Here is a 17,731-nt window from a genome sequence, read left to right as displayed (position 1 = left end):
ACCACTGTTTAAATCCAATGAGCCCGTGATGTCGCCACAACCACCATCCTCCATCGAGATCGAATACGCAGAGCGCTGTGGCCTTGAACATGCCAAGGTCTGTGCGGACACGCGCCCACCCGGAATGCTGCGGCGCCTTGCGTCATGGCGCGACGAGTGGTTGGTTCGCCACGCACTCAAGGTTGCCGGCGAACCGGGGCTGATCCTCGACCTGGCCTGCGGCTCGGGACGGTTCTGGCCGGTATTGGCCGAGCATATCAACCGGGTGATCCTTGCCTCGGACAACTCCCAGGACATGCTCGATCACGCGCGCACCCACCATCCGGCGACGCTGCTAAAGCGGATCAAAACCTTTCAGGGTTCGGCGTTTTCCATCGGTTTGTCGGCGAATGCAGTGGACTGCATCTTTTGCCTGGAGTTATTTCGCCATGTGCCCAGCAGCGAAGGACGTCTGGCGTTGCTGCGGGAGTTTCACCGCGTCAGCCGCGATACGGTGATTGTCTCGGTCAATTCGCGAACGGCGGTAGACGACGAGTTTCGTCAGGCTGGTTTCAAGGTCCTTAACCAGCAGGAATTCATGCCCGGCTCCAGCCTGTGGCGCGTCTATGTGCTTCGTAAGAAAGGATAACTCTGTCCTGTAGGGCTATTCTTCATCCCCTGTCTGAGTTTTCATGGTTGCCAGTGCACTGCGGATGCTCGCTAGCCTCTTTCGCGATATATACTGCGCGCCATTCTTCAAGGGAGAGCCGTGTGGCCATCGATATTCACTGGATCTGCGACAACGATAGCCTCGGCCAGCATTGCGCCGAATGGCAGCAGTTGCCATTCGTCGCCCTCGACACCGAATTCATGCGGGTCGACACCTTTTACCCCATTGCCGGGCTGATCCAGATTGGTGATGGCGTACGCGCTTACCTGATCGATCCCCTGACCATCGACAACTGGAAACCCCTCGCCGAGCTGCTGGAAAACCCAGCCGTGATCAAGGTGGTGCACGCCTGCAGCGAAGACTTGGAAGTGTTGCTGCGCCTGACTGGCAGCCTGCCAGTGCCGTTGTTCGACACCCAATTGGCCGCCGCTTACCTGAATCTCGGTTTCTCCATGGGCTACTCGCGCCTGGTACAAGCCGTACTCGACATCGAGCTGCCCAAGGGCGAGACCCGCTCGGACTGGCTGCAGCGGCCGTTGTCCGAGACCCAGATCAGCTACGCCGCCGAAGACGCGGTACACCTGGCCGAGGTCTACATTCGCCTGCGGCCGCAGCTATCAGACGATAAATATGCCTGGGTGCTGGAAGATGGCGCCGAACTGGTGGCCAACCTGCGCCGGGAAGTCGACCCGTACGAGGTGTACCGCGACGCCAAGCTGGCGTGGAAACTGTCCCGCGCCCAACTCGCCGTACTGCGTGAACTGTGCGCCTGGCGCGAGCAGCAAGCCCGCGCCCGTGACCTGCCGCGCAACCGCATCGTTCGTGAACACTCGTTGTGGCCCCTGGCCAAATCCCAGCCGGATAACCTCGCCGCCCTGGGCAAGATCGAAGACATGCACCCGCGCACCGTGCGTCAGGATGGCCAGTTCCTGCTGGACCTGATCAAACGTGCCGGCAGCGTGCCCGCGGACCAATGGCCGCCGGCTGTGGCTGAACCGCTGCCGGTGGATGCTGCCACGCTGATCAAGCAACTGCGCGCCCTGGGCCAGACATTCGCCGAACGCCTGGAGATGGCGCCGGAACTGATGCTGCGCAAGAAAACCCTCGAAGCCCTGGTTAAAAGTGGCTACCCCGATGGGCCTTATAAATTGCCAGACTCGCTGCGTGGCTGGCGCCGCGAGTTGATGGGCCAGGCGCTGCTCGACAGCCTGGCCACTGCCGGAGAACAGCCTTGAAACGTATTTGTTCCATCTACCGCAGCTTGAAAAAAGACGGCATGTACCTCTACGTGCTCAAGAGCGATGCACTTGAGCGCGTGCCGGAGCCATTGATGGTCGCCTTCGGCAAGCCGCACCACGCCTTCGACATGGTGCTGACACCAGAGCGCAAGCTGTCGCGCGAAGACATCGTCGTGGTCCTGGAAAACCTCGATAAGCAGGGCTACCACCTGCAAATGCCGCCGGCCGAGGACGAGTACATCGAGCACTTGCCCGAAGAGCTGCTGCGTCGTAACGACCCGATGTAATCGGTCAGTGCCCGCTTCAGGGCACAGGTTTCAATGGAATCGTATTAGTGGGCGGTGGCCGTAAGGAAGCGGGCGGCCGTCTGCACTGTTTTTGAAAGGTTTGAACCATGCGTGTTCTGATTGCTGAACAGGATCACCCGCTCTACGCCCAACTGCTCAATGACGTGGCGCCGGACCTTGAGGTGCTCACCAGTGGCGACTCGGCCGAACTGTCTCGTCTGGCCGCCGATTGCCCTGTCTGGCTAGGCCAACCGGACCTGCTGGCCACTCTGTTGCGCCAGGGCCACCAACCACAATGGCTGCAATCGACTTGGGCCGGTATCACGCCCCTGCTGGCCGAAGGCTTGCCCCGCGAATATCGCTTGACCCGCGCCGTCGGTATTTTTGGCCAGGTCATGGCCGAGTTTGTCCTCACTTATATGCTCGGCCACGAACGCGAAGTACTGGCGCGGTTGGTCAGCCAGGTCGAGCGCAAGTGGGACAGCCGCACCGGCCAGAGCCTGGCGGGGCGTAAGGTGTTGATCGTGGGCACCGGCGATATTGGCCAGAGTGTGGCTGAGTTTCTGGTGCCGTTTGGCGTCAAGCTGTATGGCATTGCCAGTACTGAGCGTGAACAGGCCCCGTTTATCGAAGTGGCCGGGCTTGATCAGATCGGGCGTCTGGTCGGTGAGGTGGACTACGTGATCAACCTGCTGCCCAACACGCCGAACACCCATGACCTGTACGACGCCGCGCTGTTCAAGCAATTCAAACCGACGGGCTTGTTTATCAATGTCGGCCGTGGCGTGGCGGTGGTGGATGCTGATCTGGTCGAAGCCCTGAAGGAAGGGCACCTGGCCGGCGCAGTGATCGACGTATGTCGCCAGGAGCCACTGCCGCAGCGTCATCCATTCTGGACCGCCTGGGGGTTGCTGTTGACCGGGCACAGTTCCGCACCCACGTCGCCGCCGATGATGGTGGAGTTGTTCTTGGAAAATGTCCGCGCGTATAAGGCCAAGCAGGCATTACGCGGAGAAGTGGATTTCGAGCGCGGGTACTGACGTCACCGCGCCGCTCGCTGGGCCTACATAAAACCTGACAGTCAGGATGGAACCGCATTGACGGCGCGTTCCACCCAAGGGCCGCAAAGGGCGCAAGGTCGCGCCTTTAACGGACTCCTTTTGGCTAAGGACAGGTATTTCCATGACGCCCCTTATTTCCCCCGCTGTTCAGCCGCGCCCGATGGCGCCCGCCCACCACAATGACGTAACCCGCACCCCCGACCGCGAGCCTGACCCTTCGCGTCCGGTCGATCTCCCTGCACCGCTTGAAGACTTGTCCGGCTTTGACCTGACGCGTAGCGACCATTGGGGGCAACCGCCTTCGGTCGTCATCCAACGATTGGCCAGCCATTTACTCGAAAAAGGCGGTGCCAGCGTTCAAGCAGCCCACCAGGCCGCGTATCGCTTACTGATCAATTCCGCACCTGAATATTTGGTCAAGGACATTCCCGCCAGCGTGACCTGCGCCAGTGTGCTCTGGGCTCAGTTGGCGATGGCTGTGGGCAGGATCGAAGCCCACGCGCCAGGCCGCACGCTCGGTATGGGGTATGCCGAAATTTTGCTGAACGCCGAATCGCTCACCCTTGACGCTGCCACTCGCCAGCGCATCGATGGGCAGGCCCTGACGGAGTGGGGCGTGGCCAACGGTGTGCTGACCCGCACCGATGAGATGCCATCGGCCAGTGCAATGGAGCGCCTGAGGGCGGCCTACAACGAACAGCTCAGCGCGCTGAAAAGCACCAGCGCCCTCCTGCAAACGCCAATCCCCAGCCGCAGAGCCATGGCGCTGGCCCTGCTTGAGCGGGCGTTTCCTGACGTCGACCCGAGCCTCTTCGAAGTCAGGCATTTTCAAAAGGCCAGGCTCACCAAAGGGCGCCCAGGCATCCATCCCGGCTCACGCTCTATGCTGGATATCGTCATGCACGGCGGCCCATTGGCGACCGATGAACATTGGGTGAGCAATAACAAACGCCTGCCCATTGACCGTTTTTGCAGCCTTTACCAACAAGGCAAGCTGGAGGTCGCCAGCGCATTCACGAAGGCCTACGACCAGGCGATCAGCGCCCATCAAACCGGGCAACAGAGTCGTGTGCGGCAGATGATCGCCACGTTGCCCCTGGAGGACCGCAATAACCTGGAGTTCGGCAAGCTCGAATTCTTCCACACCAACCAGTACACAATTGCCAAAGACCTGTTTACTCCGCCGGCGCTGCACGTGCGCGGCCATACGCTGGAGGTGAAGGCGACTCGAAACGGCGAGGTCAATCTCTATACCCTCGACACGCGAAACGGCACCGTTGAGAAAGAAAACTTTCTATTGCGCCGACGTACTTCGCCTTACACCGCTGCGAATATGGAATCGCGCGAGGCGAATATTCTTTCTAGAACCGTTCAGTTTGAGCCCGACAGCGATTTCCCGGCGCAACCCCAAGGCACCCAAGCCTCTGACAGTCTCAACTCGCGGCGCAGCCATGCCATTGCTGATGTGTTCGTCAAATCCCTCGACCTGAACAACGACGATCTGATGAACGAGGCCCGGGGCCTGACGTCCTTTGATCGGGACAGCGCCCGCAATGAAGCCATTGGCGAATTCTTCCTGAACCTGATCCCCTTGCGCTCGGCTATCGTCAACTTCCAAAACGGCAACATTGGGCAGGGCGTGTTCGACCTGGGCCTGGATGCGGTTGGCCTGGTTACGTTGGGCGCCGGCAAAGCCCTGCAGGCGGGTAAGGTGCTGGGCGGCGCCTTGACCACTGCGCGCCAGGCGGCCAAGGCGGTGAGGTTTGTTGGCGCAACGGCGGTGGAGGCCTTCAACCCCTTGAGCGGCGTCGGCGATCTGCTGGTGAGCGGCGGCAGGTGGGTGACCAGGGGCAGTGCTTCTGCCGGTGAGCTGAGCAACGGGCTGTTTCGTCATTACAGGGCACCGGAGTCGAGCCTCACCGGGCTCTCGCGCAATAATCAGGGCGTGTACGTTGCTGCCGACGGCCATCGCTCGTATGTGCGCCATCTCGACGCGTCCGGCCAGGCTGGCGTTTATGAGGTCCGGCAGGTGTCCCGCGGAGCGGACGGCAGCGTGCAGGCGCGGGTGTACCACAACAACCGGCAAACTCCGTTGTTACTCGAACGTGTGCAGGATGACCAATGGCGGCGACTGGGCGCGCGGGGCGGCCAGCCGGTTGCGGTCAAAGCCGATCTCGGCCCCGAAATCGGCCGTGGGGGCGAAGGCGTGGTGTATACAAGCCTCGACGGTAAGAGTGTTTATAAAGATTTGGGGCCGACCCGCTTGACCTCGGTAGAGGGCTACGTCGACATGGAAGTGGTCAATTTGAACAAGTACTACGGAGAGGGCTTTGCCGAGGTATTGATCGAGGACGGCCGCAAATACATAAAGATGGGCAAAATTGACGGGGTTGATCTTGCCCATGTCGAAAAAGGCAGCCTGCCCGCCGAAGCTCGTTCGTTACTCGACGACGCGGTAGCGCAAATGGAGGCCAGGGATATTTTTCATAACGACCCGCAGTTGAGTAACTTCATGTACTCAAAAACAGACAACAAGCTCTATCCCATCGACATGAACGGTATGCCCGCCGAGTTCATGGTGCCGGCGGTCAAGAACGTGTATGACCGGCAAATCACGCAGCTGCGCTCGGCGTTCAGCGAACTGATCGCCCGGTAGTCCTCAAGAGACACCCTGCCGCGTTCAGGCGGCAGGGTGCTGGCTGTCAGAGGCCGAAATCACCTTCGGACACCAGCTCGCTCAGCGGCTTGCGCGGGCTCGGCACTTCACGCCCTTGCAGGTACTCCGGCAGGGTCGACTTGTCTCCCAGCTTGCCAACGGCCACGGCCGCGTGCAGCGCGTAACCTTCCGGAATCTTCAACTCCTTGCGTGTCAGCTCCTGATCGAAACCGGCCATGCCGTGGGTGTGCCAGCCACTGAGGCTGGCTTGCAGTGCCAGGTGGCCCCAAGCAGAGCCGGTGTCGAAGGTGTGCCACAGCGCCGGGGTTTCTTCCGTGGCGCCGGGAGCGACGAAGTCGGTTTTCGAGGCGATGATCACCAGGGCCGAGGCATGCTGCGCCCAGCCGCGATTGAATTCATTGAGCAGGCCCAGGAAACGTTCCCAGTCCGGCGTGTCGCGGCGCGCGTAGAGAAACCGCCACGGCTGCGAGTTGTAGGCCGACGGCGCCCAGCGTGCAGCTTCGAAGAAACTCAGCAGCGTCTCTTTCGAGATGCTCTCGCCGGTGAAGGCGCGGGGCGACCAGCGGTCGGTGAACTGGGTGTGGATCGGATAGTCGGCAACACGTGTCATGAGCAGGTCCTGATCGTCAATTCGGCGCTCAAAGCTACTGCGCGCCCGCTAGACTGACAAGTGTTGTAACACCGCCAGTCGTAAGCGCTTGGTTCCAAGGGGCTTGGGCACTAGACTGGCGGCCTTTTCACCTACCGATACTGATGCAGAGCCATGGCCGCCAAAGTCGAACCTTTCTGGATACGCAAAACCCTTGAACACCTCGACCAGGAGGAGTGGGAGTCATTGTGCGACGGCTGTGGCCTGTGCTGCCTGCAAAAGCTTGAGGACGAAGACGACAACAGCGTCTATTACACCCGTATCGCCTGCAAACTGCTGGACCTGAAAACCTGCCAGTGCACCGACTACCCCAACCGCCGCGCCTCGGTGCCCGACTGCATCCAGCTCACCCCAGGCCAGGCCGATCAGTTCAAATGGCTGCCGCCCACCTGCGGCTACCGCCTGGTCAGCGAGCGCAAGGATTTACCGCTGTGGCACCACCTGGTCTGTGGCGACCGCGACGCCGTGCACCACGAACGCATTTCCCAGTCTGGACGCATGCTCAGCGAAGGCAGCGTGCCTGAAGACGACTGGGAGGATTACCTGATCTTCCGCGCAGGCTGAAAAAGGAGTGTGTATGAAGGTGGGAACCCAGCTGGCGGCATGCCTGGTGCTGCTGGCGCTGAGCATGCCTGCGTGGTGCGCCAGGAAAGTCGACCTGGATTATCACGTTAAATTGCTGCCCCAGAGCGATCAGGCTGAAGTACGCCTGAGCCTGTCACAAGGCTCGGCCGTGCGCAGCCTGGACTTTGACCTGGGCCCGGCAGGCAGTTATAGCGACTTCAAGGCCGACGGCCAGTGGAAGGTCAGTGGCCAGCGGGGCGTGTGGCAGCCCAGCGCCGACAAGGCCAGTCTGACCTACCGCGTGCACCTCACCCAGGCGCGCAAGCCGGGCAGCTATGAAGCACGTATGACTGCGAGTTGGGCGCTGTTTCGCGGCGAAGACCTGGTGCCGACCGCGCGGCTCGACCAGCAGGACGGCGTCGAGTTGGTCTCGCGCCTGGTGTTCGAATTACCTGCGGGCTGGAAAAGCGTCGAAACCGCCTGGCCCCGTATCGGCAAGAATAAATTTCGCATCGACAACGTTTCCCGCCTGTTCGACCGGCCCACCGGCTGGATGCTCGCGGGCACGCTTGGCAGTCGCCGCGTGCGCCTGGGCGAAACCGAAGTCACCGTGGCGTCGCCCAAGGGTCAGGCCATGCGCCGCATGGACGTGCTGACGTTGCTGACCTTTGTCTGGCCCCAGGTCGAAGCCGCGTTCCCGCGTCATCCGACCAAGCTGTTGGTGGTGGGCGCCAGTGATCCGATGCGCCGTGGCGTGTTCTCGGCGCATGACTCGATCTACCTCAACAGCCGCACACCGCTGGTCAGCGAAAACGGCAGCAGCCCGTTGATTCGTGAAGTGGTGCAGGCGATCGGACGTTTCAACGATCACGACACCAGTGACTGGATCAGCGAAGGGCTTGGGGAGTATTACGCCATCGAACTGGTGCGCCGTGCCGGTGGGATCACCGATGAGCGGTATCAGGCGATACAGGCGCGGTTGAGCAAGGAGGGCAAAGATGTCACGACGCTACGCGGCGAGCATGTCAGTGGTGCAACTGTGTCGCGGGCAGTGGTGATATTGCAGGAGCTGGACAGCGAGATCCGGGTGAAAACCCATAACAAACGCTCGCTGGATGACCTCGCGCAAGCGGTGATGCGGGCGAACAGCATTACCACGGCGGAGTTCGTGCAGCTGGCTGAGAGCATTATTGGCGAGTCGTCGGTGGTGCTGGATACCAAGCTACTGCGCTGATTTTCAACCCCTGCATCAATCAACATGTGGGAGGGGGCTTGCTCCCGATAGCGCTGATTCAGTCACAACATGTGCTGACTGACATTCTGCTATCGGGAGCAAGCCCCCTCCCACATTTGGATCTCTAACCTACCGAAAGCCAGTTTCAGCCTGTGGTTTTCACAGCTTTCTCAGCCGCCACTTCAGCTTTGGTCTTCAGGTTTTTCAGCTCTGCACCCGCACGCTCGATCTTCGTACGCACGCTGTTCATTTCCTGGCGACCCTGTTCCAGCTTGTCCTTGAGCGAGCTGTGCCCGGTAAAACCACGGGCCAGTGCCACACCGCCAATCGCCACCTGGATCAAACCGAAAATCCCGCCACGGCGCAGGCCTTTGCCGAGCATTATCACGCCACCGGCCACCGAGCCGATGCGTTCCCAGCCGTGGACGTTTTGCGTCGGCTGGCTCTGGAAGGGCGTGTGCTCGATGATAGGTCGCACGTTTTTGCTGTCGCTCATGATCTGTCTCCAACAAGGGCAAGTGTAAGTAGCTGACTGCTGGCGGGCGTCGGATGTTCCCAAAAAATCAATACTTGGGGCCCGAACGGGTGTTGTTGCCCTTGGCCAGGCGGTCATAGAGCACCACGTTGACCGTGGCAGCCAGGTTCATGCAGCCGGTGGTCGGGATGTAGACCACGTCTTCGCACCAGTCCCGGATCTCCTTATCCAGCGAGCCGTCTTCCGGGCCGAAGATATACAGCGCGCGGTCGGGGTGGGTGTACTCAGGCAGGGGGCGGGCGCCATCCACCAGTTCCACGGCGACGGGGATACAGCCCAGGGGCAGGATTTTTCTCAGGTCATCGATGCCGATCAGCGGAATATCGTGATGGACCTTCTTGGTGTCGGTGATGAAGTCCCGGGCGCGCTCGTAACGCACGCCGGTGTAGAACACCGAGGCCACGCCGTAGCAACCGGCGGCACGCATGACCGAGCCGACGTTTTCGGGGGATTTGGGGTTATACAGACCGATGCAGCTGTAGCGTTTATTGCCCACGGGGAAGGGTGCCTTGGAGAAAAGCGGCGATTATACGGCTTGAAGGTGATGTATTGCTTGGGCTAACGCTATCGGGAGCAAGCCCCCTCCCACATTTTGAGTTGTGAACACTTTCAAATGTGGGAGGGGGCTTGCTCCCGATGAGGCCAGGACAGGCGACAACACTCTTCAGTCGTCTTTCTTCATCAACCCCGCCAGCGCCGCAAACGGGTTATGCGTGGCCTTGGCAATCGTCGGGCTGCTGGTGGAGCCTTCGCCGAAGTACTGCTGATCGGTGTAGCGCGAGTGTTCGTTGTCGTGGCAGTACAGGCACAACAACTCCCAGTTGGAGCCGTCCTGAGGGTTGTCATCATGATTGTGGTTGCGGTGGTGTACGGTGAGTTCGCTCAGGCGCTTGCCGGCGAATTCACGGGCGCAGCGGCCGCATACGTGGGGGTACATCTTGAGGGCTTTGTCGCGGTAGCCCATTTCCCGGTCACGCTGGGCATCGGCGAGGATGCGGTCCAGCTTGGCGGTGTGGGAGGGCGGGTTGGTCGAGCTCATCATGGCTCCTGGCTATTTTGTGGGTCACGGATAACGTTGATTCTAGCCGTCGGCGGGCGTTTGTAGTATCGGTTCATTCATTTCACAAGGATCTGAAACCTATGCGTTGGTACACATGGACAATTGCACTGCTTTTCTGCGCGCTGGCGGCTCAAGCCCAAGCGTTTTCGACGCCCAAGCCCGGGCAGTTGATTGAGGTCACCCTTGAACAGTTGCACCCGACCCAGGCCGTGGTGGGTTTCGACCAGATCTACTACAGCCTCGGGCTGTTCGCCGACAAACCCACCAAGGCCTTCGATGAATACTGCGAAACCAACGGCCAGGGCGAGGCCGACAAGGTGCCCAAGAACGCCAGCCTGCTTGCGCCTTCCAGCTTCACGTGCAAAGACCCGGTCGGCACTCATCCCGAAGACATGAAAACCGTGGTGGTCGGCCCTGGTGGCCAGTTGTACCTGACCGACGGTCACCACAGTTTCACCACCCTTTGGCAAACGCCGGGTGCCGGCCCTCAGTTGAAAATGTGGGTCAAGGTGACTGACGATTTCAGCAACAGCCCAGACCTCGCCACCTTCTGGCAGCGTATGGAAGCGGCGCGCAAGGTCTGGCTCAAGGACAATCGGGGCCAGACCCTGCCGCCTACGCAACTGCCTGCTCACCTGGGCTTCAAGAATCTGCAGGACGACACCTTCCGCAGCCTGGTGTATTTCACCCGCAAGGCCGCCTATGGCAAGCCGGATGGCGGCGAGATCGCCCCGGAATTCCTGGAGTTCTATTGGGGTAACTGGCTGCGCACGCAGATTGATCTGGGCCAGTACAACCTGGACAAAAAAGGCGGCTACAAGGATGCGATCGAAGCAGTCGCCAAGCGCATGGTCAGCCTGGCGCCGGGATCACCGGTGGGAGGCAGCGGTTTTACCGCCCAGCAACTGGGTGGGATGACCCAACTGGATCGCGATGAGCTGCAGAAGACCTTCGACAAAAAAGTCCCGTACGTGATCGACTACCGCAAATCCCACAACTGACAGGGATCAAAATGTGGGAGGAGGCTTGCCCCGATAGCGTAGTGTCAGTCACCAAATGTTTTGACTGAACCACCGCTATCAGGGGCAAGCCCCCTGCCACATTGGATCTCCAGTGGTTTGGTTAATGGTGCTCAGCCCTTGAGCTTCTCCGCAATCCAGATGGTGTGTCGGGTGCCCTTGTTGCCATGGGCAAATACCTGCACTTCCTCGGCCTTGAAACCGGCCTTGCGCAGTTTGTCGCTGAACAGTTTGTCGGCACTCGCTGACCACACCGCCAGCACGCCCTTGGGCCGCAAGGCCTTGGCGCAGGCGGCCAGGCCACCGGCAGAGTAGAGCCAGCTGTTGGCCTTTTGCGTGAGGCCTTCGGGGCCGTTGTCGACGTCGAGCATGATCGCGTCAAAGCCTTGGGGCTCGGCTTGCAGCACCTTGGCCACGTCTTCCATGCGGATCACGGTGCGCGGGTCCAGCAGTGGGCGCCCGGATTTTTCCCCCAGCGGCCCACGGTTCCATTCCACGACGCCCGGCACCAGTTCGGCGACAACCACTTCGGCAGTCTTGCCCAAATGCTTGAGGGCCGAGGCCAGGGTAAAGCCCATGCCCAAACCACCAATCAGCACCCGTGAATCATGACGACCGGCAACTTTGCGGCAGGGAATTTCTGCCAGCGCATCTTCGGAGCCGTGCATGCGCGTGTTCATCAATTGGCCGCCGTCACCACCCTGGATCTTGATGACAAAATCCTCGCCGTATTCGAACAGGCACAAGGCACCGCCGTTGTCGGGGATCGGGGTGGTGTCCAGCAGAACGAAACGTTTCATGGAAATCTCATTGGGAAGGGCATTCTTGCGCGGTTGGGAGTAGCCTTACGACATTCCGGTCAGGCCATGGAGCCATCGATGAAGTGCAGCATTCTAACGGTCATTGTGTTGAGCGCGCTCGCATTGGGTGCGGCGCAGGCTCAGGAGTTGCAAACCGTACCGGTCGCGCCCGCGCCAACCCCCGGTGCACCGGGCACGCCGACGCCGACGCTGTATCCCCAAGTCAGCCCGCCAGCGCTGCCCAAGACCAACGGCTCGCCGCCCTTGGCGCCCATCGTGTTACCGACGCCACCGAAGGATCAGACGGTGCCCGGCCTGCAGCAGAACGACAGCAAACCAAAGACCCCCGGCGGTTAAAACTGTTGCGACAGTAACTGCCCATCAGCCATGCGCAGGCGCTTGGACAGGGCTATCGCAATCGCGCGGATGATCTTCGCGGCCACTCGCGGGGTTTCGTTGAGCATCTTTTCCAGGGAGTCCTTGCCCAGGTTCAACAGCACGCAATCACTGGCAGCCACGCAACTGGCGGAGCGACGCTCGCCATCGAGTACTGCCATCTCACCGAAAGCCCGGCCGCTGCGCAGAGTGGCGATGGTCAGGCGCTGGCCGTCGTGATTGGTTTTCTGCACCGCCACCTGGCCGCTGTGGATGATGCACATGAAGGTGCCGGCATCGCCTTCGAGGAAGATCGCTTCGTCCTGGGCAATGCTGCTGATATTGAAGTAGCCGGCGGCGACGTGAAAATCTTCCGGCAACAAAGGGTCGAACAGGCCGCAGTCCATGAGCATGTCGCGGATTTCGGTATTCATTAGCGTCGGTAGTGCCATGGCTGCAATCTTGGTCCATCAATCAGTAGGCGGTCCTGTGTTCAGACAGGCCCGCCGCGCTAAGTTCCTAAATCAACCCCAGCGCCTTGAACACAAATGCATATTCGAGCGCTACGTCACGTAATCCTTGGTAACGACCGCTCATCCCACCATGGCCGGCACCCAGTTCGGTCTTGAGCAACAGCAGGTTGTCGTCGGTCTTGGTGTCACGCAGCTTGGCCACCCACTTGGCCGCTTCCCAATACTGCACGCGGCTGTCGTTGTAGCCGGCGATCACCAGCATGTGCGGGTAGGCCTGGGCCTGGACGTTTTCGTACGGCGCGTAGGCCTTGATGCGCTCGTACACCTCGGGCTCCTCGGGGTTGCCCCATTCGTCGTACTCGGTGATGGTCAACGGCAGCTCCGGGTCGAGCATGGTGTTGAGCACATCAACGAACGGCACTTCGGCAATCGCCGCGTGGAACAGCGCCGGACGCTGGTTGAGCACCGCACCGATCAACAGGCCACCGGCACTGCCGCCGCTGATGGCCAGCTGCTTGGAGGTGGTCAGGCCTTGAGCGATCAGGTGTTCGGCGCAGGCGATAAAGTCGCTGAAGGTGTTCTGCTTGTGTTCCTGCTTGCCATTGCGGTACCAGGCTTCACCCAGTTCGCCGCCGCCACGCACATGCGCGATGGCAAACGCCACGCCGCGATCAAGCAGGCTCAGGCGTGCGTGGGAGAACCATGGGTCTAAGCTCGAACCGTAGGCGCCGTAGCCGTAAAGGTACAGCGGTGTGGTTTTGCCGAGTTGGTCGCGCTTGACCACCAGGCTGATCGGCACCTGGGTACCATCGGCGGAGGTGGCCCACAGGCGCTGGCTGACATAGTCATCGGCATTGAACACGCCGAGTACCGGGGTTTCCTTCAGCACCTGCTGCGTACCGCTGGCCAGCTCCAACTGACGCACCTGGGCCGGACGGTTGAGGGCTTCGTAGCGCAGGCGGATCTTGTCGCTGACGAATTCCAGGCTGTTCTGTACGTAGAGGCTGTAGGCGGCGTCAGGTAATTCCACGCGATAGGCAGGCAGGCCCTCGGGGTGCACTTCGATCACCGGCAGGCCGCCGATGCGCAGGCTTAAGGTCATGGCGCTGGTGTTCAGGCTGACGCCGTCGAGCATCACCTCATCGCTGTGGGGGATCAGGTTCTGCCACTCATCCTCGGTCGGCACGTCGCCAATGTCGGTTGCGACAAACAGGGCGTAGTTGATGCCATCACGGTTGCTACGGATGAACCAAGTCCAGGCGCCATTCAGTTGGCCGTGGTCGACATCGTATTCGTGATCGTCGAGCCGTGGCGCCAGGCAGGTGAAATCCTGCTGCGGTTGGTTGGCGTCCAGGGCCCAGACTTCGCTAGTGGTCTTGCTGCCCAGGGCCACCAGCAACTGGCGTTCGGAGCTGGAACGGTAGCAATGCAGGAAGAAACGCCCGTCGGGCTCATGGAATACTTCCTGCGCCGCCGTGCCGTCCAGGCGATAGCGATAGAGTTTGTGGGGGCGGTGCGTTTCGTCCAGTTCGCCGAAGAACAGGGTCAGGCTGTCGTTGGCCCAAGTCATGCTGCCGTCGCAGTCCTGGAACTCCAGCTCGCTGACCTTGCCGGTTGCCAATTCCTTCACGAACAGGGTGTAGATCTCTTCGCCGGTGGTGTCCAGGCTGTAGGCCAGGCGATTGTGGTCGGGGCTGATGCTGAATGCGCCGAGGGAGAAAAAGCCACCGTTGGCCAGTTCGTTCGGGTCCAGCAACAGCTCTTCGCTGCTGTCGTCCACCACGTTGCTGTCATCGGCCGGACGGCGGCAGCGGTAGTGACGGGCGTACTCGTCACCGGCGGTGGTGCGGGTGTAATAGAGGTACGGGCCCCACGGCGAGGGCAGGGACAGGTCGGTTTCGAGAATGCGGCCCTTGATCTCTTCAAACAGGCTTTCGCGCAAGGCTGCCTGATCGGCGAGCTGGGCTTCCTGCCAGGCGTTTTCGGCCTTGAGGTAATCGAGTACTTCAGCGCTGTCGCGTTCTTGCAGCCAGGCGTAAGGGTCTTGGCCAGGGGCCTTTCGGGCAATCGGGGGCGTCGATACAGGCATGGATTATTCTCTATCTGGCGGACGGTGGCAGGCTTTGCAGCCGCGACACGCAAAAGCCGTTATCATAGCCGCCTGTTTGCCTACCTTGCCATGGACACCATGACCGAGAACGACTATCTGACCGCTTGGGGCCTTTACGCCTTCGCCGCTTTGGGCTGCCTGTTGGTGTGGTGGCGCATGACGCGCTGGATGTGGCGCTGGTTGCGCGAGCCGCTGCAATTGCTGATGGCCGTGTTGCTGTTCAGCCCGACCATCGTAGACCCGGTCAAGACTCAGTTCGCGCCGGCCGTGGCAATTACCGCCCTGGACCTGGTGCTCAAGGTCGGCAATAACGCCTGGCGGGCTATTTCCGATTTGTTCATGTACACCATGATCGCCTTTGGCGTGTACCTGGTGATTGTGTTGATCCGCTGGCCCATCGAGCGCGCCGCCAATGCGCGTCGTGAGCGCCAGGCTGCCACCGATGCAGCCCTGGCCGCTGAGCCGGCGGAAGAAGACGACGAGCCATTCCGCCGTCCGGCGCCTGTCAGTGGCATGCGGGTCGAACCGCGCCTTTAACGTTGCAGCGAGAGCCCTGGCATGTGTGAATTATTGGGCATGAGTGCCAACGTCCCCACCGATATCGTGTTCAGCTTTACCGGGCTGATGCAGCGCGGTGGGCGCACCGGCCCCCACCGCGACGGTTGGGGCATCGCTTTCTACGAAGGCCGTGGTCTGCGTCTGTTCCAGGACCCGGCCGCCAGCAGTGAATCGGAAGTCGCGCTGCTGGTGCAGCGTTATCCCATCAAGAGCGAAGTGGTGATCGGCCATATCCGCCAGGCCAACGTGGGCAAGGTGAGCTTGGCCAATACCCACCCGTTCGTGCGCGAACTGTGGGGCCGCAACTGGTGTTTCGCCCATAACGGCCAACTGGCGGACTTCAACCCCCGCGCCACCTTCTACCGCCCGGTCGGCGATACCGACAGCGAAGCGGCCTTTTGCGACTTGCTCAACCGCGTGCGCGAAGCCTTCCCCGAGCCGGTGGACATCGAACAGATGCTGCCGGACCTGATCGCCGCCTGTGCCGAATACCGCAGCAAAGGCGTGTTCAACTGCCTGCTCAGCGATGGCGACTGGTTGTTTTGCTACTGCTCGACCAAATTGGCGCAGATCACCCGGCGTGCCCCGTTCGGTCCGGCGCGCTTGAAAGATGTCGACGTGATCGTCGATTTTCAGGCCGAGACCACACCCAATGATGTAGTGACGGTAATCGCCACCGAGCCGTTGACCGACAACGAAAACTGGACCCGTTACGAACCGGGCCAATGGAGCCTGTGGCGACGCGGTGAATGCGTCAGCCAGGGCATTACTGAGTAAGGATATCGACCATGTTGCTCAGCTATCTGCGGTTGGTGCTGTTTGCCATTGGCCTGTTGGTCGGCGTGCAAGTGCCGGGATTTATCAACGATTACGCCAAGCGCGTCGAAGCCCACTTGATAGAGGCCCAGACGGGGCTGAGCGGGTTTGAAACCACCGCGCGGCAGTTCTTCAACGGTGATTTGAAGGCGTTGGTCGCGCATTACCGCGCCAGTGACGACCCGGTTTTCCAGAGCGACGCCAACAGCCTGGGCGCCATGCTTGATCGCCAAGTTGCGTTGGACAAGCAATTCCAGGCCATGCAAGGCCCGTGGTACATCCGCGCGTTGCAAGTGGCGGTGGCCGCCGACCCGGATATCCGCCAGGAAACCTGGAACGGTTACAGCTATCAGATCCTCCTGACCCCAGAAGCCATGGGTTGGGGATTGGGCGGGGCGATGCTGCTGTCGTTTGGATTGGAATGCCTGTTCCGCCTGATCGACTGGGTCGTGTTGGGCGGCAAGCGCCTGCGCCAGAGCCGGCCGATTGAAGAGCGGGACCTGAAAGGTCTCTAACGCCCAACTCGGTCAAATGTGGTAGGGGGCTTGCTCCCGATAGCGGTAGGTCAGTCAATACTTCAGGTACTGACCCACCGCTATCGGGAGCAAGCCCCCTCCCACATTTTTAACCGGGTTTCGTCAGGGGGCCAGCACCATCCGCTCTTCGCCAACTTCCTCGGCATAGCGGGCAACGACCTTCTGGCACAGCCCGACAATCTCCTCCACCAACTCCACCCCCACACGCCACGACACCACCACCTGCAGGTTAGGCAGTTTCTGCGCCATCGATAACATTACCAATTCCCCGCGCGTCAGTTCCTCGCTGACCAACACCGGCGGCAGTGCGCCAATGCCGAATCCATCGCGCAACAACCGCGTAATCGCCGACACCGAATTCACACAGTTCATCCTTGGCGCGGCCACGCCGTTGGCCTGCATCAGGCTCAGCACATCCTGATGTGGGTGCGAGTTTTTCGAGTAGGTGATGATCCGCTCCTGAGCCAGTTCGGCGAGGGAGGCGTAGTCGCGGTTATAGATCGATTGGCTGGCGACGATCCAGGCCATGGGATGGCTGCACAGTTCCAGGCTGCGCACGGTTTCCAGGCGCAGCAGGTCGGTTTGCAGGATCAGGTCAAGGAAGCCTTTTTGCAGCTGATCGCTGAGGTTAAGCGCGGTATCAGCGACCAATTCGATTTCGACCAAGGGGAAATGGTCCATCAGTTCCGCCACCAACGGGCTCAGCCAAGTGTGAATCACCGTGTCCATCGCGCCGATCCGAATGCGCCCGACCTTGCTGCTGGTGGTCTCCAGAGACTGCTTCAGGCCCCGCATGGTCACCATCATCTGCTCGGCATAATCGAGCACCTTCAAGCCTTCCGGGGTCAGGCTTACGCCTCGAGAATCACGCAAAAACAGTTTCACCCCCAGCTCGCTTTCCAGCACGGCGATGCGGCTGGAGATCGAGGCCTGGGTGGTGAACAGCTTCTCGGCAGTCAGGCGAAAGCTCTTGAGCTTGGCCACCCAGACGAAGGTTTCGAGGAACTTCAAATTCATGGGATCAACTTTTTCTTATGCATGGATCGGTTTTTATTAGTTGGACGCCGTACCGGGCAAGCGCCAAAAATCG

General features: G+C 60.7%; 20 protein-coding genes. 12 read left to right on the top strand and 8 right to left on the bottom strand.

Annotation, left to right across the window (positions count from 1 at the left end):
• Nucleotides 1–28: 28 nt before the first annotated feature.
• The 5 genes from ACVWXD_RS17425 (at nucleotide 29) to ACVWXD_RS17405 (ending at nucleotide 5,891) form a co-directional block, all read left to right on the top strand.
• Nucleotides 29–628: a class I SAM-dependent methyltransferase gene (locus tag ACVWXD_RS17425; RefSeq protein ID WP_032888714.1), complete on the top strand. Its 600-nt coding sequence runs from the start codon at nucleotides 29–31 to the stop codon at nucleotides 626–628.
• Nucleotides 629–750: 122 nt separating this feature from the next.
• Nucleotides 751–1,884, top strand: a complete 1,134-nt coding sequence (rnd, locus tag ACVWXD_RS17420; RefSeq protein WP_099601387.1) for a ribonuclease D — start codon at nucleotides 751–753, stop codon at nucleotides 1,882–1,884.
• Complete coding sequence (locus ACVWXD_RS17415; protein ID WP_032888718.1) at nucleotides 1,881–2,174, top strand: YcgL domain-containing protein; 294 nt, start codon at nucleotides 1,881–1,883, stop codon at nucleotides 2,172–2,174. Before rnd ends, ACVWXD_RS17415 begins: the two co-directional genes overlap by 4 nt.
• Nucleotides 2,175–2,281: 107 nt before the next feature.
• The gene (locus ACVWXD_RS17410; RefSeq protein ID WP_401382398.1) at nucleotides 2,282–3,214 is read left to right on the top strand and encodes a D-2-hydroxyacid dehydrogenase; all 933 of its coding nucleotides are present in this window, start codon (nucleotides 2,282–2,284) and stop codon (nucleotides 3,212–3,214) included.
• Nucleotides 3,215–3,356: 142 nt separating this feature from the next.
• Nucleotides 3,357–5,891: an OspG family effector kinase gene (locus tag ACVWXD_RS17405; protein WP_457371215.1), complete on the top strand. Its 2,535-nt coding sequence runs from the start codon at nucleotides 3,357–3,359 to the stop codon at nucleotides 5,889–5,891.
• 46 nt (nucleotides 5,892–5,937) lie between these two features.
• On the opposite strand, the gene ACVWXD_RS17400 is transcribed toward ACVWXD_RS17405, so the two are convergent.
• Nucleotides 5,938–6,522, bottom strand: a complete 585-nt coding sequence (locus tag ACVWXD_RS17400) for a nitroreductase family protein (RefSeq protein WP_032888724.1) — start codon at nucleotides 6,520–6,522, stop codon at nucleotides 5,938–5,940.
• Between the two features lie 153 nt (nucleotides 6,523–6,675).
• On the opposite strand from ACVWXD_RS17400, the gene ACVWXD_RS17395 reads away from it, so the two are divergent.
• Together ACVWXD_RS17395 and ACVWXD_RS17390 are read left to right on the top strand one after the other, a co-directional pair.
• Nucleotides 6,676–7,125, top strand: coding sequence for a YcgN family cysteine cluster protein (locus tag ACVWXD_RS17395; RefSeq protein ID WP_003172524.1), 450 nt, complete (start codon nucleotides 6,676–6,678; stop codon nucleotides 7,123–7,125).
• Between the two features lie 13 nt (nucleotides 7,126–7,138).
• Nucleotides 7,139–8,359: a hypothetical protein gene (locus tag ACVWXD_RS17390; RefSeq protein ID WP_457371214.1), complete on the top strand. Its 1,221-nt coding sequence runs from the start codon at nucleotides 7,139–7,141 to the stop codon at nucleotides 8,357–8,359.
• A gap of 145 nt (nucleotides 8,360–8,504) precedes the next feature.
• Here ACVWXD_RS17390 and ACVWXD_RS17385 read toward each other — a convergent pair whose 3' ends face one another.
• From ACVWXD_RS17385 to ACVWXD_RS17375, 3 genes are all read right to left on the bottom strand, one after another.
• Nucleotides 8,505–8,855 carry a YgaP family membrane protein gene (locus ACVWXD_RS17385; protein ID WP_122680196.1) on the bottom strand — a complete coding sequence of 117 codons (351 nt, stop codon included), beginning with the start codon at nucleotides 8,853–8,855 and terminating at the stop codon, nucleotides 8,505–8,507.
• 67 nt (nucleotides 8,856–8,922) lie between these two features.
• Entirely contained in the window at nucleotides 8,923–9,390 is a 468-nt protein-coding gene (locus tag ACVWXD_RS17380) for an RNA methyltransferase (RefSeq protein WP_181643984.1), read from the bottom strand.
• Nucleotides 9,391–9,558: 168 nt separating this feature from the next.
• Complete coding sequence (locus tag ACVWXD_RS17375) at nucleotides 9,559–9,933, bottom strand: YajD family HNH nuclease (RefSeq protein ID WP_003210675.1); 375 nt, start codon at nucleotides 9,931–9,933, stop codon at nucleotides 9,559–9,561.
• 101 nt (nucleotides 9,934–10,034) lie between these two features.
• Here ACVWXD_RS17375 and ACVWXD_RS17370 point away from each other — a divergent pair, with 101 nt between their 5' ends.
• On the top strand, nucleotides 10,035–10,955 hold the full coding sequence (locus ACVWXD_RS17370; protein ID WP_457371213.1) for a ParB/Srx family N-terminal domain-containing protein: 921 nt from the start codon (nucleotides 10,035–10,037) through the stop codon (nucleotides 10,953–10,955).
• Between the two features lie 131 nt (nucleotides 10,956–11,086).
• Here ACVWXD_RS17370 and ACVWXD_RS17365 read toward each other — a convergent pair whose 3' ends face one another.
• Complete coding sequence (locus tag ACVWXD_RS17365; RefSeq protein ID WP_181643983.1) at nucleotides 11,087–11,773, bottom strand: spermidine synthase; 687 nt, start codon at nucleotides 11,771–11,773, stop codon at nucleotides 11,087–11,089.
• 78 nt (nucleotides 11,774–11,851) lie between these two features.
• Between ACVWXD_RS17365 and ACVWXD_RS17360 the strand changes: the two genes are divergently transcribed.
• On the top strand, nucleotides 11,852–12,130 hold the full coding sequence (locus ACVWXD_RS17360) for a hypothetical protein (RefSeq protein ID WP_032888738.1): 279 nt from the start codon (nucleotides 11,852–11,854) through the stop codon (nucleotides 12,128–12,130).
• On the opposite strand, the gene ACVWXD_RS17355 is transcribed toward ACVWXD_RS17360, so the two are convergent.
• Nucleotides 12,127–12,600, bottom strand: coding sequence for a cyclic nucleotide-binding domain-containing protein (locus ACVWXD_RS17355; protein ID WP_032888741.1), 474 nt, complete (start codon nucleotides 12,598–12,600; stop codon nucleotides 12,127–12,129). The two genes, ACVWXD_RS17360 and ACVWXD_RS17355, sit on opposite strands and share 4 nt — an antisense overlap.
• 67 nt (nucleotides 12,601–12,667) lie before the next feature.
• Nucleotides 12,668–14,710, bottom strand: a complete 2,043-nt coding sequence (locus ACVWXD_RS17350; RefSeq protein WP_457371212.1) for a S9 family peptidase — start codon at nucleotides 14,708–14,710, stop codon at nucleotides 12,668–12,670.
• Nucleotides 14,711–14,734: 24 nt separating this feature from the next.
• Here ACVWXD_RS17350 and ACVWXD_RS17345 point away from each other — a divergent pair, with 24 nt between their 5' ends.
• Genes ACVWXD_RS17345 through ACVWXD_RS17335 form a run of 3 tightly spaced genes read left to right on the top strand, consistent with a single transcriptional unit; the run spans nucleotide 14,735 to nucleotide 16,620 of the window.
• Complete coding sequence (locus ACVWXD_RS17345) at nucleotides 14,735–15,268, top strand: hypothetical protein (protein ID WP_032888746.1); 534 nt, start codon at nucleotides 14,735–14,737, stop codon at nucleotides 15,266–15,268.
• Between the two features lie 21 nt (nucleotides 15,269–15,289).
• The gene (locus ACVWXD_RS17340) at nucleotides 15,290–16,066 is read left to right on the top strand and encodes a class II glutamine amidotransferase (RefSeq protein ID WP_024074057.1); all 777 of its coding nucleotides are present in this window, start codon (nucleotides 15,290–15,292) and stop codon (nucleotides 16,064–16,066) included.
• 11 nt (nucleotides 16,067–16,077) lie between these two features.
• A complete protein-coding gene (locus ACVWXD_RS17335; RefSeq protein WP_032888750.1) occupies nucleotides 16,078–16,620 on the top strand; it encodes a DUF2937 family protein in 543 nt (180 codons plus the stop codon).
• A gap of 123 nt (nucleotides 16,621–16,743) precedes the next feature.
• Here ACVWXD_RS17335 and ACVWXD_RS17330 read toward each other — a convergent pair whose 3' ends face one another.
• Nucleotides 16,744–17,658: a LysR family transcriptional regulator gene (locus tag ACVWXD_RS17330; RefSeq protein ID WP_122752644.1), complete on the bottom strand. Its 915-nt coding sequence runs from the start codon at nucleotides 17,656–17,658 to the stop codon at nucleotides 16,744–16,746.
• Nucleotides 17,659–17,731 lie beyond the last annotated feature (73 nt).

It is taken from the genome of Pseudomonas sp. TE3911 (assembly GCF_054062775.1).
This window is presented reverse-complemented; position numbering and strand designations above follow the sequence as displayed.

Coding starts and splice junctions, on each gene's coding strand:
- ACVWXD_RS17425 (WP_032888714.1), top strand. CDS start 29: ATGTCGCCACAACCACCATCCTCCATCGAGATCGAATACGCAGAGCGC.
- ACVWXD_RS17370 (WP_457371213.1), top strand. CDS start 10,035: ATGCGTTGGTACACATGGACAATTGCACTGCTTTTCTGCGCGCTGGCG.
- ACVWXD_RS17355 (WP_032888741.1), bottom strand. CDS start 12,600: ATGGCACTACCGACGCTAATGAATACCGAAATCCGCGACATGCTCATG.
- ACVWXD_RS17385 (WP_122680196.1), bottom strand. CDS start 8,855: ATGAGCGACAGCAAAAACGTGCGACCTATCATCGAGCACACGCCCTTC.
- ACVWXD_RS17350 (WP_457371212.1), bottom strand. CDS start 14,710: ATGCCTGTATCGACGCCCCCGATTGCCCGAAAGGCCCCTGGCCAAGAC.
- ACVWXD_RS17330 (WP_122752644.1), bottom strand. CDS start 17,658: ATGAATTTGAAGTTCCTCGAAACCTTCGTCTGGGTGGCCAAGCTCAAG.
- ACVWXD_RS17395 (WP_003172524.1), top strand. CDS start 6,676: ATGGCCGCCAAAGTCGAACCTTTCTGGATACGCAAAACCCTTGAACAC.
- ACVWXD_RS17335 (WP_032888750.1), top strand. CDS start 16,078: ATGTTGCTCAGCTATCTGCGGTTGGTGCTGTTTGCCATTGGCCTGTTG.
- ACVWXD_RS17410 (WP_401382398.1), top strand. CDS start 2,282: ATGCGTGTTCTGATTGCTGAACAGGATCACCCGCTCTACGCCCAACTG.
- ACVWXD_RS17405 (WP_457371215.1), top strand. CDS start 3,357: ATGACGCCCCTTATTTCCCCCGCTGTTCAGCCGCGCCCGATGGCGCCC.
- ACVWXD_RS17365 (WP_181643983.1), bottom strand. CDS start 11,773: ATGAAACGTTTCGTTCTGCTGGACACCACCCCGATCCCCGACAACGGC.
- ACVWXD_RS17390 (WP_457371214.1), top strand. CDS start 7,139: ATGAAGGTGGGAACCCAGCTGGCGGCATGCCTGGTGCTGCTGGCGCTG.
- ACVWXD_RS17360 (WP_032888738.1), top strand. CDS start 11,852: ATGAAGTGCAGCATTCTAACGGTCATTGTGTTGAGCGCGCTCGCATTG.
- ACVWXD_RS17340 (WP_024074057.1), top strand. CDS start 15,290: ATGTGTGAATTATTGGGCATGAGTGCCAACGTCCCCACCGATATCGTG.
- ACVWXD_RS17400 (WP_032888724.1), bottom strand. CDS start 6,522: ATGACACGTGTTGCCGACTATCCGATCCACACCCAGTTCACCGACCGC.
- ACVWXD_RS17375 (WP_003210675.1), bottom strand. CDS start 9,933: ATGAGCTCGACCAACCCGCCCTCCCACACCGCCAAGCTGGACCGCATC.